This is a genomic window from Shewanella sp. HL-SH4, from assembly GCF_051164845.1.
Classification (GTDB): domain Bacteria; phylum Pseudomonadota; class Gammaproteobacteria; order Enterobacterales; family Shewanellaceae; genus Shewanella; species Shewanella glacialimarina.
Genome location: NZ_CP195037.1, coordinates 2,710,409 through 2,727,539 on the forward strand (window position 1 = coordinate 2,710,409; position 17,131 = coordinate 2,727,539).

The 17,131-nt window shown below is 42.0% G+C and carries 16 protein-coding genes; 13 read left to right on the plus strand and 3 right to left on the minus strand.

All coding sequences use genetic code 11. The features are described from left to right. Positions 1–88 precede the first annotated feature (88 nt). A complete protein-coding gene (locus ACRWQL_RS12845) occupies positions 89–1,270 on the plus strand; it encodes a hypothetical protein (RefSeq protein WP_434950348.1) in 1,182 nt (393 codons plus the stop codon). Positions 1,271–1,316: 46 nt separating this feature from the next. Here ACRWQL_RS12845 and ACRWQL_RS12850 read toward each other — a convergent pair whose 3' ends face one another. Then, positions 1,317–1,943, minus strand: coding sequence for a DsbA family protein (locus ACRWQL_RS12850; protein WP_434950351.1), 627 nt, complete (start codon positions 1,941–1,943; stop codon positions 1,317–1,319). A gap of 193 nt (positions 1,944–2,136) precedes the next feature. Here ACRWQL_RS12850 and ACRWQL_RS12855 point away from each other — a divergent pair, with 193 nt between their 5' ends. From ACRWQL_RS12855 to ACRWQL_RS12895, 9 genes are all read left to right on the plus strand, one after another. Then, complete coding sequence (locus ACRWQL_RS12855) at positions 2,137–2,529, plus strand: hypothetical protein (protein ID WP_434950353.1); 393 nt, start codon at positions 2,137–2,139, stop codon at positions 2,527–2,529. Continuing rightward, the gene (locus ACRWQL_RS12860; protein WP_434950355.1) at positions 2,522–3,010 is read left to right on the plus strand and encodes a GNAT family N-acetyltransferase; all 489 of its coding nucleotides are present in this window, start codon (positions 2,522–2,524) and stop codon (positions 3,008–3,010) included. The genes ACRWQL_RS12855 and ACRWQL_RS12860 overlap by 8 nt, the downstream gene beginning before the upstream one ends. Before the next feature lie 128 nt (positions 3,011–3,138). After that, on the plus strand, positions 3,139–4,488 hold the full coding sequence (locus ACRWQL_RS12865) for a DEAD/DEAH box helicase (protein ID WP_434950357.1): 1,350 nt from the start codon (positions 3,139–3,141) through the stop codon (positions 4,486–4,488). Between the two features lie 330 nt (positions 4,489–4,818). After that, positions 4,819–6,012 (plus strand): HD-GYP domain-containing protein, encoded by a 1,194-nt coding sequence (locus ACRWQL_RS12870; RefSeq protein WP_434950359.1) that lies wholly within the window; start codon positions 4,819–4,821, stop codon positions 6,010–6,012. A gap of 465 nt (positions 6,013–6,477) precedes the next feature. Beyond that, on the plus strand, positions 6,478–6,762 hold the full coding sequence (gene atcJ, locus ACRWQL_RS12875) for a cold adaptation protein ActJcold adaptation protein ActJ (RefSeq protein WP_434927265.1): 285 nt from the start codon (positions 6,478–6,480) through the stop codon (positions 6,760–6,762). Between the two features lie 7 nt (positions 6,763–6,769). Then, the gene (gene atcA, locus ACRWQL_RS12880; RefSeq protein ID WP_226413077.1) at positions 6,770–7,300 is read left to right on the plus strand and encodes a cold adaptation protein AtcA; all 531 of its coding nucleotides are present in this window, start codon (positions 6,770–6,772) and stop codon (positions 7,298–7,300) included. Next, positions 7,300–8,061: a cold adaptation protein AtcB gene (gene atcB, locus ACRWQL_RS12885; RefSeq protein WP_434950361.1), complete on the plus strand. Its 762-nt coding sequence runs from the start codon at positions 7,300–7,302 to the stop codon at positions 8,059–8,061. Before atcA ends, atcB begins: the two co-directional genes overlap by 1 nt. 11 nt (positions 8,062–8,072) lie before the next feature. After that, entirely contained in the window at positions 8,073–8,963 is an 891-nt protein-coding gene (gene atcC, locus ACRWQL_RS12890) for a cold adaptation protein AtcC (RefSeq protein ID WP_434927262.1), read from the plus strand. A 329-nt stretch (positions 8,964–9,292) separates the two neighbouring features. After that, positions 9,293–11,362: a PhoX family protein gene (locus tag ACRWQL_RS12895; protein ID WP_434950363.1), complete on the plus strand. Its 2,070-nt coding sequence runs from the start codon at positions 9,293–9,295 to the stop codon at positions 11,360–11,362. Positions 11,363–11,551: 189 nt separating this feature from the next. Here the strand turns inward: ACRWQL_RS12895 and ACRWQL_RS12900 are convergent, their stop codons facing one another. Continuing rightward, positions 11,552–13,846 carry an aminotransferase class V-fold PLP-dependent enzyme gene (locus tag ACRWQL_RS12900; protein WP_434950365.1) on the minus strand — a complete coding sequence of 765 codons (2,295 nt, stop codon included), beginning with the start codon at positions 13,844–13,846 and terminating at the stop codon, positions 11,552–11,554. A gap of 255 nt (positions 13,847–14,101) precedes the next feature. On the opposite strand from ACRWQL_RS12900, the gene ACRWQL_RS12905 reads away from it, so the two are divergent. After that, positions 14,102–14,635 carry an NUDIX hydrolase gene (locus tag ACRWQL_RS12905; protein WP_434929144.1) on the plus strand — a complete coding sequence of 178 codons (534 nt, stop codon included), beginning with the start codon at positions 14,102–14,104 and terminating at the stop codon, positions 14,633–14,635. A 117-nt stretch (positions 14,636–14,752) separates the two neighbouring features. On the opposite strand, the gene ACRWQL_RS12910 is transcribed toward ACRWQL_RS12905, so the two are convergent. Next, the gene (locus ACRWQL_RS12910; protein ID WP_434927259.1) at positions 14,753–15,214 is read right to left on the minus strand and encodes a YhcH/YjgK/YiaL family protein; all 462 of its coding nucleotides are present in this window, start codon (positions 15,212–15,214) and stop codon (positions 14,753–14,755) included. A 91-nt stretch (positions 15,215–15,305) separates the two neighbouring features. Between ACRWQL_RS12910 and ACRWQL_RS12915 the strand changes: the two genes are divergently transcribed. Further along, positions 15,306–16,361, plus strand: coding sequence for an alpha/beta hydrolase (locus ACRWQL_RS12915; RefSeq protein WP_434927258.1), 1,056 nt, complete (start codon positions 15,306–15,308; stop codon positions 16,359–16,361). A gap of 167 nt (positions 16,362–16,528) precedes the next feature. Beyond that, entirely contained in the window at positions 16,529–17,107 is a 579-nt protein-coding gene (locus ACRWQL_RS12920) for an LON peptidase substrate-binding domain-containing protein (RefSeq protein WP_434927257.1), read from the plus strand. Positions 17,108–17,131 lie beyond the last annotated feature (24 nt).

Genomic DNA, 17,131 nt, shown 5'->3' on the forward strand with positions numbered 1-17,131 from the left:
ATTAGCTGTTAGCATCATTCCCCTATAATAAACAGATAGTTAAATTTTTAATCGGCATGATAGACATAACTCAAGGAGTGAGTGTTTCGTGATAATTGCAACCCATGAAGAAAAAGCTAAGTGGCCAATACTTATAATAGTCAGCCTCAATTTAATTTTTACGCTAGTTGATAATCCCAGCAACGTTTTTGGTATTGTGCCAAATATACTTATTATTGCTGTCGCTTTTGGTTATCAACATAGATTGATATTCAATAAGGCCAGCGGGAAAGTTGAATACTTTCACGGCATCAAATTATTCAATAGAGGCATTTTTAAGCTTAAAAATGAGTCGATGGATTTTCATTTTGTTGACAAGGTAAAGCTACAAACTATTTTTGGTCGTCACTGTATTGAGGTATTGTCTAAAACGCCGCAAAGCGGAGCCAGTCGATTTCAAGTCAAACTGGGTACTAAAAAGAGTAAAGTAGCTGAAAAAGAACGTCATATCAAAACTGAACTGGTTAAATTAGGTCTTAATAGTGCAGGTGGTTTTAATGGTGTTGATGAACAAGTGGTACCTGAAAATGGAAAAATGTCACTGGACGAAAATTCAGTAGAAACATTCAAGCAACCCTTGTCGGCAGCGTTTAGTAAAATAAGCTCCCAAAAGTCGAGTTTTAAAATTGCTAAATGGCTATTACCGTTACCAGTCAGCTTTTATCATAAACAGCGAGCGCCGCTATATTTTGCAGTATTAATTGGCGTAGCCATTGGTGTTTCTACCCAGCAATGGTCAGCTGTTGGTGTCAGCATTATAGTGGGGATAGTGGCTTCGTTTATTTCACATATGATTTTAGCTAATCAGTATTATCATGTTCCCGCTCAAACTGGTTACGACATTGAAATCACCGCTAAGCAGATTTTTATTCCGGCGTTATTTTTTGATAATCGCCAATCTCGCACCTTACCGTTAGATCAACTAGACCAAATTGATGTGCAATGGAATTGGCTGCATATTGGCCACTCTGATGGGCGATCGCGCGCACCTAAACCTTACATTTTTGATATCAACTTTCGCTTACATAATGGTGAGAAGCTGAGCATTCCAGGACGGGTATTCGACAGTAACGCCTTTGTGTATCAGTTAGCGCATTTTAGTTTTAAGACCAATATTAATCAGGTAGATACCATACCGCTAAACTGGCGTAAGTATATTTGGATCCCATTGATTATTTTGGGGGGCGTCGCACTGAGCTTTTCACTTTACGCCCTATGGAACGTCTATTAGGGCAATTGTCACTACACATTTAAATCAGTATTTTAAGGATAAGTGGCTAGCTCTGAATAAGGCGCTTAATCTGGTCTAGGCTGGTTTCACAATGTTGATAATCTAGCTTGATTGGGTAAAACTGTTGATTATGCAGTAACACTAATGACGGAAATCCTTGAATAGGCAGTTGTCTTGCTTGAGTGATTTCGGCCATTAACTGTTGCTCCACTTCCTCACTATGTATCTGTTGTTCAAAATGGTTTTTATCCATGCCTACGTAGACCGCCAGCTCAGATAACACAGCAATATCAGACGGATTTTTTGCCCGTAAATAATAGGCTTGTTGAATGGCATTAATCATTTGCGCTTCTAAGCCTGATGCTCTTGCCACCAAAGCCGCGCGGCAACTTGGGTAGGTTGAGCGTCTTGGCTGGCACACAGTCCAAAAATCGTGATTAAACTCAGTGCCGAGTTGCTGGTGGATGTTATGCCATGTTTGCTGCAAAAATTGCTGCATCTCTACTGGCATAGGCGCACTGCTGTCGGGCGCTAAACCACCGACTGTTAATTCAATGGCTAGCTTATCGGTAAACATTGCTAACTGATTTTGTAGTTTTATCCACGTTGGTTGGTAGCCCCAACACCAGCTACACATAGGGTCGTAAACATAATATAGAATCGCTTTATTCATGGTTATTTTGCTAATCATCTGACACTTATCAACATAATGACATATTTTAGGTCTCATTTAAGAATTGTTTAAAATAGTACAGGAGGGTGGTAAAAAATTAACTATTTTTCAGAGCACTAAATAAATAACGCAAAGCTTGAGAAGCCTTTAACAGTCGTTATAATAATGATCTTGATCACAAAAGGAGAGACGTATGTTCGTAATGGGCTTGTCCAACGATGTCACTGATTCAATTGACGCAACCATTCAAAAAGGCGCATTTCGTGCTGAGGGTACGCTATGGATTGAGGAAGAGTACTTACATTTTGAACCTTTTAATCAAGACCTAGCTTACGGCCCTTATGCAATAGAGTTAGATAATATTAAGTCGGTAACCACTTGCTGGAGCCGCGGTACAGGAGTGATTCCTGTTGATGCTGATTCTATTCAAGTGATTACTTTAGATAGTCAAAAGTTTCGTTTTATTCTGGATTCACCTAAAGAGTGGACTGAAAAGATTTTATCTTTACTAACGCCTAAATTATCACTTAAATCATCGACTAAACCTTCGTCTAAATCATTAGCTAAAAATGCGTTAAATGAATAATGTTCCACTGAGTTTAGTGCCAATAACGGAGGCTGATTTAGCCACCTTATTTGCGTTTGAAAGTGACCCGATCGCAAGCCAAATGGCAGACTTTCCTGCACGAGATAAAGCCGACTTTTATTTACATTGGCAACAAAAAGTCATAGGCGTACCGGACGCGATAGCACAAGGAATATGGCTGCAAGGTAAACTGATAGGTAGCATGCTAAGTTGGTACGATTCTAATGATAGCTTGATTGAAAACGGACGTTTAATAGGTTACTGGATTGACCGTGAATATTGGGGGCGGGGCATAGCCACTCAAGCTTTAGAGTTGTTTTTACCTTTGCTACCTAAAGAGCCGTTATTTGCCTACGTAGCCGCGCATAATATCGGCTCACTAAGGGTGATTAAGCAACATGGTTTTATGCCTGTGGCGTTAACGGCAGATCAAACCATAGACTTACCAGAAGGATTAGGCTTGTATAAAAAAGCCGATTAATGAAAGTGGTGTTTAAAAGTGCTTAGTGATATTAGGGGGAGGCGCATTTTTATCGTGCGAATAACGAAAGAGCATTTATGATTTAACCCGCGAATGCTAAAATCTTGCCTTCATTTTGGGAGAACCACATGTCTTTTGGCGCGCTAGCATTACATCCGCAATTATTATCACGTTTAAGTGCGCTTAACTTTACCCAACCGACGGCGATTCAAACAGAGGCTATACCGGTTATTTTATCGGGTAAAGATGTCATGGCCGGTGCTCAAACTGGTACAGGAAAAACCGCAGCATTCTGCCTGCCGATCCTACATCAATTGCTTAGTCTGCAAGATAACCAACTTGAGCAAGCTAATACAAATCAAGCTAGCACTGCTGAAGCGAATGAAAAGCAGGCCGATGAACTTTTAGAGATAAGCTCTGCTAATTCAGGCGCCATTCACTCTGGCTCAGCTAATTTAAGCCAAGCCCGAAAGGTGAAAGCATTAATATTAACCCCAACCCGCGAATTAGCCCAACAAGTACACCATAATTTAACTCAGTTGATGGCTGATACTGATCTCAAGGCGGCATTACTTTACGGTGGTGTTAGCACCCAAGCTCAAATTAGTGAGTTAGCTGCTGGGGTTGATGTCATTGTTGCCACCCCAGGCCGCTTACTGGACTTATTACGTCGACGGGCAACCAGCTTATCTGCGGTTGATTACTTTGTCATTGATGAAGCCGACCGTATGTTAGACATGGGCTTTAGAGATGAAATCATCGAAGTATTAAAACGCTTACCTAAACAGCGGCAAACCTTGTTATTTTCCGCTACCTTAGATGACCGTATTTTTTCATTTAGTAAGCGGTTACTTACCCAGGCTAAAGTGATTGAAACCCACGCCCGCAATCAAACCGCAGTCACGGTTACCGAGCGAGTTTATAATGTCGATGCACACAAAAAATGTGATTTACTGTGTAAGCTTATATCCGTTGAAAAATGGCAACAAGTATTGATTTTTAGCCGTACCAAGCAAGATGCCGATGTGTTGGTGAAACAAATGAGCCAACGCGGGGTAAAAGTGGCGGCTTTGCATGCTGACTTATCGCAATTAAACCGTGAGCAAGTACTCACTGACTTTAAAGCTGGCGAATTAACCGCGCTAGTTGCCACCGATGTTGCCGCACGTGGAATTGATATTGCTCAGTTGGATTATGTGGTCAATATGGAGTTGCCTTTTAAACTTGAAGACTATGTACATCGCATTGGACGCACTGGCAGAGCAGGGCAAGCGGGTTATGCTATTACCTTATTAAGTGTCGACGATGAACCGTTTTTAATAAAGCTAGAAGCTTATTTAGATAAGCGTTTGCCTCAACAATGGTACCCAGGTTTTGAGCCCGATTTAACCCAGGTTGCCCCGGTGACGCGTAAAACCAAGAAAGGCTCGTTAAAGCAACAAGCCAGGCAAAAAGCATTGGCGCAATCAAAACGTTAGAATGGTGTTTCACAAGGCTGTGGTTGTTAATCAGGTAACCTAGGTATAAGCGCTTCTGTGATGCGCAGCAAGCATATCTGTGCAAGCTTAATGGCAACTATTGCTTTCATGGTTAAAGAAATTAGCTATTTGGAGAGGAACAAAATTGACTCTGTTGTCGATGGTTACTGCCACGATTGCTGGTGGAGTTATTCTTGTGGCAAAGCTTGAGCGGATCGTCATTTCGCTTATATTACATTAATAAATGAGCTATCTTGTAATATACAGGATGCAGAACATGCCGAGTTGTTAATTTATTTAATGTTAGTAAATAGCCCCAAGGAACCATTTATGCTGATTGAACATGACATTGCAGACGTATGTGTTGGGATGTATGTGGTCGAAATCACTGAACCTAAAGATACGTTTTCGTTAGCTAAGCCTGGGGTGCTTAAAAGTGAGCGTGTTATCGAAGCATTAAAGCGCAAATCTGTCACTAAGCTGTTAATTGATACCAGTAAAACAGAGACAATTGAAATTGTTAAAAACGTACCAATACCTCCAAAAATAACAGCGACTAAGCCTGTTACAACTAACTTTTTTAATCACGAATTAGCCAAAGCTCGCCAAGTTTTTGATGAATCTAAAAATATCCAAAAAAAGTTATTCCATAATGCACAACATGGTTTGCCGTTAGACATGGACCCGGTGCAAAAAATTACCTCCGAATCGACAGATTTAATTTTCAATAACCCCAATGCGCTTTCGTGTGTACTTAATATTCGCAATAAAGATGAATATTTGCTTGAGCACTCAGTGTCAGTATCGGTATTGATGACGATGTTTGCCGTGTATAAAAAAATCGATAAAGAGATTGTTAACCAACTCGCTATCGGTGCTTTTTTACATGATGTCGGTAAAATTATGATCCCCGATCGTATTCTGAATAAACCCGATAAATTAACCGATGAAGAGTTTCATATTATGAAAACTCACGCCAATCACTCGATTGAAATCATGAAAAATACCCCAGGAATCAGTCAGCTTAGTCTCGAGGTTGCAAGCTTACACCATGAAAAAATCAATGGTTTAGGTTATCCATTTGGCGTCGCCGCAGAAAAAATTACCCTTTACGGAAGAATGATCAGCATTTGCGATATTTTCGATGCGCTTACTTCACACCGCTGCTATAAGCAAGGCTATGCCCAAGTAAAAGCCTTTAGTATTTTACGAGTATTAGCTGAAAAAAATGAATTAGATAAAGACTTAGTTGATGAATTTATTCGTTGTATGGGTGTTTACCCTGTTGGCTCAGTGGTACTACTTGAGTCAAACAGGCTGGCTATTGTCGAAGGCCATAACCCAAAAGATCCTATTCGCCCTCTTGTGAAACCGTTTTATCATTTAAAACCCAATCACTTTGAAACAGGACAAAAAATTGATTTGGCTACAGTCACTGACGACTTAATTGTTAAATGTGTCCGTGCAGATGATTTTAATCTCAATATGGAACAAATTATTGAGTATTTAGCTCATGAGGGCTAGCGTGTAAAATAGTGCCAATTTAACTTTAATCTAAGTGAGTTCAACGTTTGATTTGTCACATAGCTAACCGCTTTCATTTACCTCCCAGTTTTTAGATAATATCCCATGCCGTTTCTATACTTGAATTATAACAAAGGTTACCGTCACTGAAGTGAAAAGGCGTTACGTTAAAAAGGGCTTGATTACAGCTTTAAAGTGTTGTAATTCTGACGTTTACTAATCGTAGTCTTAAGTTTGAAATGATGAATACGTCTCAATATTTGCAATCATAATACTGGCTTAATCGGCCAATTAGCCTTTGTATCTTGATTGCTGCATTAGGGCTGTTTCTGTTATCATCACTGATCGGATATTCTACGCCCGCTAATGTTGCAGATTAACCTCAACGGTTAATGGATTGTGCTTAGAATACGCGCTTTAAATATGTGATATCTATCGACAGCTTTTCGCCTACAGGTAACCTTTATGATTAACCACTTCACTGTACTGGGTGTTAAAGCCAGTGCCAAAGAAGATGAAATAAAAAAAGCCTATAAACGTTTATCCAACAAGTATCACCCAGATAAACTACTCTTAGCCTCAGATGAAGAACGGCAGCAAGCAGAAGTGCAACTGCAAAGAGTCAAGAAAGCTTATGACGTGCTAAGTGATAAAAAACTCAGAAACGCATTCATCAAAGACTTTAATAACGTGATAGTGACAGATCCTACCGCCGCAATGCGCGAGCTGTGGGACCAATTTTACCCTTGAGTATCCCATGGCCAAATCATTAAATATTGCTCGTATCCATGAGCTTAAAAACAATGCCTATGACAATATCGAGTCATATAACGACCCCGATACGCCAAAGGCATTAGAAAATTTTTCTCGTCAGATAAAAGAAATTTTACTGGCTGATATCAGCATGCTGTCTTCAGTACCAGAATACTTACCCGTTGCCTTATTTGGCCAGGTTAAGTTTGCCCCTGACGCCCTACTTAAATGGGCGCACTGGATAGATAATGCTATTCAACCAGAGTGGGATGAATTTAAAGTCAGTATCGCTTTTAATAATGGCGATATCCCTTTAGTGCAAGCGGTACGCGCCCAAGGCGAGTCGTTACTAATTGAAAGCTGTGCGGTATTGTATTTGCTTAATCAAGAAGCCAATGGCTCGAAGAAAAAAGCCAAGCCAGCACATGAAGATGACGATGAAGAATACGGTCAATCTAATAGCGACTATGATGATGACGATAATGATAGCGACGAAGAAGGCTATTACGATCAATATGATGATGAGGACAGATAATGACCACCAGTTTGATTGAAATTACCGCTCAAGAAATAAAGCAACTTGCGGACGTTGAACCACAGCAAGCCAGCAAGCGTTTTGAGATCATCGCTAATACCATGACAGACGCCCAACTTGTGGACGTTATTGAGCTGATGGATATCGTTACCTTGACGCAAATCAACAGCCATCATGACATTTCTTGCCCGTCAATCATGTCTGAGTTGATGAGCCCAGAGCAAATTCGTGACATCGTTTGTCAGCAGCCCTTATATTGGGAAGAGCAAATAAAGACCAATGCCGATGAGCTGCTTGCTCACACCTTTGAGTTTTTAACGTATTTAATCCGCATTCAAGGCAGTGAAGAAAAACAAGCCGCGATTTTGGAATGTATTGCCGATGATCCTGCTGGTCTGTTTTATTTATCGATTCCTTTTATTGAGCTTATTCTTGCGCCCAGTGAAGCAGAGGAAGGCTCACCTGAACGTGATCATTATGACGATGAAGACGACGGTACAACGGTTGGTTATGACAATTGGCATGCCAATGAAGAATCGCACAGCCTTAGCATGGATGATCCACGCAGCTTAATGGCGCTTATTCAAGAGCTTGCACCAGAGGTTGCCAAGTCGATTAAAAACTTACTGCGCAACGAAAGTTCTGGCTGGGAGCAAATCATCGCTAAGTTCGTTAATGAATTGGTTTTACAGGCGAAAGATAAAAACCAAGTGGCCGATGAATATGCGGAAGTCGACGATATGTTTAGCTTTTTAGATTAAGGATTCCAACTATGCAACTGGCATTACGGGACCCAAATCAAGGGCCATACCTGACAAAAGTGATAGCTTACGGTCAAAGCGAAAACAAACTAAGCCAAGATGAGCTCGAACAAATAAAGGCTAAGGCGATTTTAATGAGCCTTAAGCTGGCTGATAAGTTCTACAACAAGCATAAAGTGCACTTGTTAGAACATGCAGCACACGATGTTATTGGTGTGGTCAGCATAGGGCTTATTGCCTTAACAGGACAAGAGCCTGCAGCATCTTTACCTTTGCTGCAAGGTCCTGATGGGGTACTTAAGTGCTTTCAAAAGGGCTGGAGCTTGCTCACCCACGCAAGCAGTTTGAACACCAACAAATCACTTTATGGTGATGTGAGCGAAAGCTTACTTGAAAATGTGTCTAGCCCGCCGGATATGGAAGAATGGCTAGGCTGGCAAAGCTATCAAAGTGCGTTAACTGAGCATCAACGTCAGCAAGGTATTAAAGCGCTATTGCAGGCGTTTTATGTTACCTCAGATCACGACCCTTTAGATTGTCTTAATCTTGAAGCTGTATTGGCTGAAGCGGTGATTTATCGCACCTTATTTGCTGATCGTGGCGTGAGACAAGATCTTAAAAAACGCTTAGGTAAAATTGAACTTGATGATGCTTGGTTTAATGGCGATTATTTGATGGCGCAAACTGAAAATGCCATTGCTAAATTGCCTCAAGATTTGGCTGAGATAATCCGTCAAGATTTAAGCAAGCATTACATTCAAGGTTTACTGCGTACCTTAAGTTTTGCTAAAGGCTATCGCGAGTTGCAAATGCAAGGCGCAAGCCTGGAGAAGCTTGAGCGATTTGAGCAAAAAGAAGGCCTACACGGCTTACTGGGTTGGCCGCTATACTTAGATTTGTAGTGAGTTAGACTTATAGTGAGTTAGATTTATAGAAACAGCTAGATTTTAGACGCTGCTAGCGTAATGGGGCTTAAGGTCTTATTTAGTTCCAACATAGTCCCAACAATAAACATAGCGACCTTGAGTCGCTATTTTTTTAGCTATTTTTTTAGCTATTTTTTAGCATTAGCCTGCTGTCTTTAAACTGCCACTTTTCTGTCATCTAATTTATGCTCAATTGTCATAAACCCCGCTTATCTTATGTCCGGAAACTAATCTTATAAAAAGAAAGTTTACTTGTTGCAGATGACAACGATCTCGAAAACACCTAGACATTCAAAGGACATATTATGAGCAAAGCGACATTTGATCCACGACGTTTTAATAACAGCGATAACACACCTTTTGCACAGGTGATGGAAAAACATTTATCTCGTCGTAACTTTGTTAAAAGAGGCCTAGGGATCAGTGCTATGACCGCATTCGCCGGCGTGGGATTAACCGCATGTGGCTCAGACGACAATACAGTAACACCCAATCCAACGCCGACCCCTACGCCTACACCAACTCCAATTCCGCCAACAAAAAGCTCTGCGGTATTAGGTTTTGATTCTATTGCTGGTTCAAAAACCGACGCAGTGGCGATTCCTGCCGGTTATTCAGCGTACGTGCTTGCGCCATGGGGAACGCCATTGAACGCTAAAGCCGCGGCCTGGAAAGCAGATGGAACAAATACCGGCGAAGACCAGGCTAATTCAGTGGGTATGCATCATGATGGTATGCATTTTTTCCCACTTAATGACTCAAATGACGATGGTTTATTATGTATTAACCATGAATATATTGATGAAGATGCGCTGCACCCAACAGGACCAACCTTTGATGCCAATGGCAAGCGCACCATCATTGATGAAATTCGCAAAGAAATTAATGCCCACGGTGTATCAGTCGTCCGCATTAAGCTCAATAACGGCATGTGGGAAGTGGTTAGCAATGATACCCATAACCGTCGTTTTACCGGCGCAAGTGTGATGGACATTGCTGGTCCTATGGCCTACACAAGCTATTTAGAAACACGTTACTCACCCGATGGCAGCCAGGCTCGTGGTACATTAAATAACTGTGGTAATGGCAGCACACCTTGGGGCACTTATTTAACCTGTGAAGAAAATTGGCCAGATTACTTTGTCAATAAAGGCACATTACCAGCAGACCAAACACGTATTGGTATTTCCAAATCAGGTACCCGTTATGGCTGGGATCACCTAGCCGGTGATGATGACGAACGACTTGATGAATTTGCGCGTTTTGACGTTACGCCGTCAGGTAATAGCGCGGGTCAAGATTACCGTAATGAAGCTAATGGCCACGGTTATATTGTTGAAATTGATCCGTATAATCCTAATTCACGCGCGGTTAAACGTACCGCCTTAGGTCGTTTCCGCCATGAAGGCTGTACTTTTGGTAAGTTAGAAGAAGGCAAACCAATTACGTTCTATTCAGGTCATGACTCTCGTTTTGAATACTTATATAAATTTGTCTCTGATGCCGTGTGGGTAGCAGCAGATGCGAATACCAGCAATCGTATTGCTATGGGCGATAAGTACATGAATGCGGGTACGCTTTATGTGGCTAAGTTTAGTGAAGACGGTGTGGGTGAGTGGTTGCCATTAACTTTAGATGCAGTAACAAAAGATGGCAGCACTTTAGCCAGCAGTTTCGATTCACAGGCTGCGATTATTTTAAACACCGCCGGTGCTGCTGATTTAGTCGGTGCAACTCCGATGGACCGTCCTGAATGGGCAACGGTTGATCCATTTACTGGCAGTGTTTATTTAACATTAACCAATAACACTAAGCGTACTGAAGCAAATACAGCTAACCCTCGCTTAAACAACAGTTTTGGTCATGTTATTCGTTGGGACGAAGGCGATAAAGCTACCGAGTTTAGCTGGGATATTTTTGTATTTGGTTCACCAACCGACGGTGATGCAGAGACTAACTTGTCAGGTTTAGACGACTTAAATCAATTTGCTAGCCCAGATGGTTTAGCGTTTGATGCCCGTGGTATTTTATGGGTGCAAACCGATAACGGTGCCGATGAAGTGACCTCTTATACCAATGATCAAATGCTAGCGGTTGTGCCCTCTACTTTGGTTGATGCGGATGGTAAGCAGCAAGTGATTAGCGCTGAAACACAAGCGCAGTTAAAGCGTTTCTTTGTTGGCCCTAATGATTGTGAAGTGACCGGTTTTGCAATTACGCCAGATTATAAAACCGCGTTTGTTAACATTCAGCATCCAGGCAACTGGCCATACTCGAATAACGCGACTGAAGTTACTCCAGCGGGTACTCAGCTACGTCCCCGCGCTGCCACTGTGATGATCCGTAAAAACGATGGCGGCGAAATCGGCATTTAATCGGACTGATTTAATAGCTCCTACTTAGTAGCACCTATTTAACAGTGCAGCGTGTTAATAAAATGGCCCTAGACGCAAAGTCTAAGGGCCTTTTTTATTATTAGCTGAGTATGATGTTTTTTTAACAGCATCAGCAAGCGCAAACGCATTGGTCCCCAAATCAATAGACGCGACAAAGGACAGGCTTAATTAGTTAGCCAGTGCATAACCACCTTTCAGGTGGGCAATATGTGAAAATCCTAGGCGCTGCATAGCTTGAGCGGCCACAAGAGATCGACTTCCGCTACGGCAAACTAACACCCATTCACTGTCTTTATCATGCTGATGTTGTTGCATAAATTGCACTAAACGCGTTAATGGCACATTTTCACAAGCCTTTGACGTATGGTGTAATGCATATTCGTGGGGCTCGCGGATATCAATTAATTTAACCTTAGAGGAATGTAAGGCGATATCTAAACTGGCTGCTGAATACTCTATGATGGGTTTAAGTTTGCTGCAACTCGCTGTGGGTAAAGCACCGCAGAGTATTTCACTGCCGGTTTGATCATTAAGTTTGCTGTCGAGTGCTAACTTACGCGCCACAAATTCATCCACAGTGATGGTGTTTTGACTCACCTGTTGTAATAACGGATTGCGCAGGCACTCAGCGCTTAAGTGAGTGGCAAATTCATTTTGATAATCATGGCTTGCACAAATAAGGCTTTGTGGGGCTAAAACACTGTTGAGTAATTGAATGCTGCTATACATGGAAATTGCACAACTACTGTCAAAATTAGTCCGTCCTAAGGTGCCCATCAAAATAGTGTCCCCACAAAAAGCAAATAAAGTGTTACTGGCTAATGTGTCTGAGCCGCTTAAAGGCTGGCACAGTAGCAAGCTTATACTGTCATCGGTATGCCCAGGCGTAGGCACTTTGACTAGCCATTTGTCAGCCAACTGAATGTATTCCAATTGGCGGCCATTTTCTGTCACTGATAAGGCAGTTTGGGGCCAACCTAGTTCGTCACACTGAATGTTTTGCGGATGTTTTTCCGCCAGTAATAACCGTCCTGAAACGTGGTCAGCGTGGCCGTGGGTATCAATAATGGCGATTAAATCTAACTGCTGACATTGCAGTAAGGTATCTAAACGCTCTGTTAACTCTGGCAGAGGGTCAATAATAAACGCTTTCTTTGAGGCCGCTTCGACATAAACCCAAGTGCAGCTAGCGCCTGAGCGTAATTGTACTAAACCATTTAAAGGGGTTTTATCATCCATGTTAGCACTATCTAGCACCATGCAACTTTGGGTTAAGGCTTGGGCGGTACTGATAATACGCTGGCAAGCTTGACTCACTTCAGCTTGGGTCATGGCAGGGCCAAAAGACAGTCTAATAGCCGACTCACTTTGCCAGGCTGGTAAGCCCATAGCATCTAACACAAAGCTACGGGTGACTTTAGATGAGCATGCAGAACCTGAACTAACGCGAATATTAGCGGCGTCAAATAAGTCCATTATTTCTTTGCTGCTAAAGCCTTTAATTGCAAAGTTCAGTGTCGTTGGCACGCTATTGTCAAAGCTGTGATTAAACACAATTTGCGGAAAAGCTTGCCTTAGGGTGTCGGCAAGTTGTTGGCGGTATGCATGTAAGGTTTGATGACTGGCAAAGCATGAGTCTGTTGCAACCAGTTGGTCAAAAACAACATTAATCGCCGCCATGCCTGGCAGGTTTTCAGTGCCTGAGCGCTGGCCGCTTTCTTGTCCACCACCGGCAATGACCGGCGTAAGTGGCGCATTTTCTCTGATATAAATAAACCCTATGCCTTTTGGCGCATACAATTTATGGCCACTAAAGGGAGCATAGTCGATAGTGGTTTGAGCCAGATTAAGCGATATTTTCCCAAGGGCTTGTACACAATCCACTAACCAAAAAATAGTGCTGCTGGCTTGGCGAATGGTAGTTTCTAAGGCGCTTAGGTCTTGATATACCCCGGTTTCGTTATTCACCGCCATGGTACAAATCATTAATGATTTAGGCGCATACTGGCTAATAAAGTCATGATCTAAGTTGCCATAACCATCAACCGGAATGGCGATGACCTTTGCATTGATACCAAGCAAGGCATTCCAATGTTTAAGCGACTCTGGCACGGCTTTATGTTCTGTTGCGCCATAGAGTAAATAGCAATCTTCGCCCCGTTGTTGAGTGGCTTTTAAGGTTTCTCTGGCACTGATTAATGCTGACAGAATAGCGGTTTGAATGCCTTCGGTTGCGCCGCTGGTGAAAATGATTTTGCCATTTTCAGAACCTAATATTTGCTTCGCTTTGTTGCGGGTCTGTTCCATTAAATCTTTGGCGCGAAGGCCGGTGATGTGGCTTGAACTTGGGTTACCAAACAGCAGCTCCATGGCCGACAGTGCAGCTTGGGCAGCTTTAGGTAGCACAGGGGTTGTTGCATTGGCATCTAGGTATATTTGGCTCAGGTCGTGGTTATTATTCATTTAGATCAACTCTGCTTGGTATTATTAGGTGAAACCGCATATTTCTTTTTGTTATATCTAATTTCGTTTTGTTATATTAGCAGTTTGGTGATCAGTTACAAGCCTAAACTTATGGTGATTTATCTTTGAAGATTCTATTAATCAGCTTTGTTGAATGCTTACCTTTTATTACCTTGTTTAAAGTATTTTTCGAGCGCTTTCTTGAACCAAAACACCTTGCAACGTATGATGCGTTTTTTGTCAGCAGGCCCTAAGATGCGTCATTTAACCACTCGTTATCATCCTGAAACGCCGGCAGCATTTATTGATAATAATTCGTCCACTATGCTGACACGTTTGGCTGCCCGTGCCATTGTGCTTCGTGGCAACCATATTTTGATGTTGTACACCCAGCGTTATCATGACTATTCACTGCCGGGCGGCGGGGTCGATGCGGGTGAGGACATAGTGCAAGGGTTAGTGCGTGAGCTGCGGGAAGAAACCGGTGCTAATGTCACTGGTGACATCATTCCATTTGGTTTGTATCAAGAATACCGTCCATGGCGACGTGACGGTTTTGAATCGGTCAAGATGCTGTCTTACTGCTATGTATGTCAAATTGAAGATGAATTGGGTGACACCCAGTTTGAAGCACACGAGATCAGTAATGGTATGACCCCGGTGTGGATTGATATTGATACCGCGATTTCCCATAATCTGGAAACTATTGCTAGCAGTGACAAGAAAGGCTTATCGATAGAAAGAGAAACCTTTTTACTGCAGTTGATTAAAGCAGAGTTATTGAACTAAGCCGTAGGCGGCTTTTAAACTTTCGGCGACTTTATGGTCAAAGTCGCGGTCAATAACATTCACTCAATGTCTGCTATTCCATTTTCCAGTGACACGATTGAAGTTCAAGATAGGCAGTTAAATACGTACCTTGATAACCACTTTACGGACTTTTTGCGGCGTAGCAAACGTGCCTGGCATGTGCATATCACCAGGAAAGAAAATAGCAAACATACCGGTTTTTAAGGCAATAAATGCCGCATCTTGTTTATTTGATTCGAAGTCAAACTCGGCATAATCATGTTTGTCATAATACGGCTTAGACGGTGTTTGATCCGCTAACGGTAAATAACCAAACTCTTCTGCACCACTGACCACATATTGGACATCAATATATTGCTGATGTACTTCAAATGGCTCAATTTCTCTTGGTTTGGTTTCATAATCATTGACGATAACAAACAGGTTTTTACCGTCTAGTTCATAGTTACCAACAGCTTTGGCGGTAAAATCTGTTTCAGCTAAGTGTGCTAATGCCAAGGCTAAACGTGGATGCAGTTTTGTATATAGATGGCGATTTGCTAAAGTGTCAACAATCATAAGAGTTCCAATGAATAATTCAGCAGTGAAAGTGTCATAGTATGGCAATAATATCACTGTTTTAACTCTTCAAGTATTAGAGGATCAACATTTGTCAGCATTACGGCTTATTGCAGGTGAAACCGCTTTTAAACAGATAGAAGCGCAAGGTTTACAGCAAGGTATGTTTACCCAGCTATTAGCCGCTTCAGGCGGTCCTAAGTGGATTGGTATTGCAGGGTTAGACAAGTATATTTTTGGTGAGTTTTTTAAGAACCGTCAAGATCCGTTATATATGCTGGGAGCGTCTTCCGGTGCATGGCGTTTAGCATGTTTAGGACAAGACAACCCTTTAGCAGCCTATGAGCGATTAGAACATTTTTATATCACTCAGCGTTATGACGATGTGCCCACCAGAGAGCAAGTCACTCAACAAGTGCAGGGTGTGGTTGATGGTATTTTAGGTGATAAAGCGGGGACGGATATTATTGCTAACCCGATATTTCGGGATCATATTATTGCCTGTCGAGCCCGTCATGTGAATAGCAGCCAGTCTAAGGTTGGCATTGCCATTGGTTTGGCCTTAGCTGCGGCCAGTAATAGCGTTAACCGTAAAAGTATTGCATGGCATTTTGAACGTATTTTACTGAGCCATAAAGATGCCGCATCTCCGTTTGGGCGCTTAAAAGACCTACCAACCAAGCAAATGGCACTGACTGAAAATAATATTCGCCAGGCACTGCTCGCCACCGGTTCAATTCCATTATTACTTGATCCAGTGCGCGACATTGATGGTCTGCCAAAAGGTAAGTATTACGATGGTGGCATTACCGATTATCATTTTGATTTACCCCTACCCAAAGAAAGTGGCTTAACCTTATATCCACATTTTTACCCGCATATGAGCCCAGGTTGGTTTGATAAGTCACTAATATGGCGTAAGGCCCGCAGTAATTATCACAATGCGCTTATTCTGGCGCCATCGGCTGAATTTATTGCCTCGCTACCCTATGGCAAAATTCCAGATCGTGAAGATTTTAAGCATCTTGATACCCAATCTCGGATTGATTATTGGCAAACAAGTATTAAACAGAGCCAAAAGTTAGCTGATGAGTTAGCAACTATTGTGGCCAATGGTACCGTAATGGATCATCTTGAGGCTTGGTAAATTACTGGTATTGTGGAACAAAGTAAGTTGCATTTTCAGTCGTACATTAGCATTAATTTATCTTAATTTACTGTTGGTTTTTTCATCGTTGACTACACTGATATGGAGCAGCATCTTATTGATGCTCGCTTTTTTGGTGCTTCACCTTGATGGTGTTGGAGGCGAAAATGCAAACACGTGAAATGGCTTTACTGATACAAGATGCGGTGTTGTTGCCAAATGGCCGGCTCGAGTTTAGGGTTGCTTTTCCTGCTGAATTGGCGCTGGTGGCATCAGTGCTTAAAGGTGAATACGGTTTAGCCATGGCAGCGCTAAAGGCTAAAAGTGAACTTCCCTGTTATCGCAGTATTACCGAGTGTGAAATTATCGACTTTCACCAACTAGAAGATAAGTCGCTAAGTATTGTGTTAGAGGGTAAGCAACGCTTAAAAGTATTATCGGCAGCTAAACAGCACAATGGCGTATGGATAGCACGGACTCTTCCTTGTCAGAATTGGCGCCATGAGCCGATAGTGGGTAAGTTTGAAATTATCAGCGCAGCGCTTGAACAGTTTTATGAAGTTAACCCTGATTTACTTGGTTTGTATTCACAAATTCATTTAGAAGATGCGACCTGGGTGAGTCAGCGTTGGTTAGAGGTTTTGCCCATGTATAGTCGTGATAAGTTACGTTTGGTGGATCAGCCCAATTGTCACAAAACCATGGACTTTGTCCTGCAATTACTAAAATCCCATGTTGATGTATAACCTGATAATATAAGGGTATCTATT

What these genes read in the sequence shown, in the direction of transcription:
- atcB (WP_434950361.1), top strand. Translation starts at nt 7,300, where the DNA reads ATGACCACCAGTTTGATTGAAATTACCGCTCAAGAAATAAAGCAACTT.
- atcC (WP_434927262.1), top strand. Translation starts at nt 8,073, where the DNA reads ATGCAACTGGCATTACGGGACCCAAATCAAGGGCCATACCTGACAAAA.
- atcJ (WP_434927265.1), top strand. Translation starts at nt 6,478, where the DNA reads ATGATTAACCACTTCACTGTACTGGGTGTTAAAGCCAGTGCCAAAGAA.
- ACRWQL_RS12920 (WP_434927257.1), top strand. Translation starts at nt 16,529, where the DNA reads ATGCAAACACGTGAAATGGCTTTACTGATACAAGATGCGGTGTTGTTG.
- ACRWQL_RS12865 (WP_434950357.1), top strand. Translation starts at nt 3,139, where the DNA reads ATGTCTTTTGGCGCGCTAGCATTACATCCGCAATTATTATCACGTTTA.
- atcA (WP_226413077.1), top strand. Translation starts at nt 6,770, where the DNA reads ATGGCCAAATCATTAAATATTGCTCGTATCCATGAGCTTAAAAACAAT.
- ACRWQL_RS12855 (WP_434950353.1), top strand. Translation starts at nt 2,137, where the DNA reads ATGTTCGTAATGGGCTTGTCCAACGATGTCACTGATTCAATTGACGCA.
- ACRWQL_RS12900 (WP_434950365.1), bottom strand. Translation starts at nt 13,846, where the DNA reads ATGAATAATAACCACGACCTGAGCCAAATATACCTAGATGCCAATGCA.
- ACRWQL_RS12910 (WP_434927259.1), bottom strand. Translation starts at nt 15,214, where the DNA reads ATGATTGTTGACACTTTAGCAAATCGCCATCTATATACAAAACTGCAT.
- ACRWQL_RS12850 (WP_434950351.1), bottom strand. Translation starts at nt 1,943, where the DNA reads ATGAATAAAGCGATTCTATATTATGTTTACGACCCTATGTGTAGCTGG.
- ACRWQL_RS12860 (WP_434950355.1), top strand. Translation starts at nt 2,522, where the DNA reads ATGAATAATGTTCCACTGAGTTTAGTGCCAATAACGGAGGCTGATTTA.
- ACRWQL_RS12870 (WP_434950359.1), top strand. Translation starts at nt 4,819, where the DNA reads ATGCTGATTGAACATGACATTGCAGACGTATGTGTTGGGATGTATGTG.
- ACRWQL_RS12895 (WP_434950363.1), top strand. Translation starts at nt 9,293, where the DNA reads ATGAGCAAAGCGACATTTGATCCACGACGTTTTAATAACAGCGATAAC.
- ACRWQL_RS12905 (WP_434929144.1), top strand. Translation starts at nt 14,102, where the DNA reads ATGCGTCATTTAACCACTCGTTATCATCCTGAAACGCCGGCAGCATTT.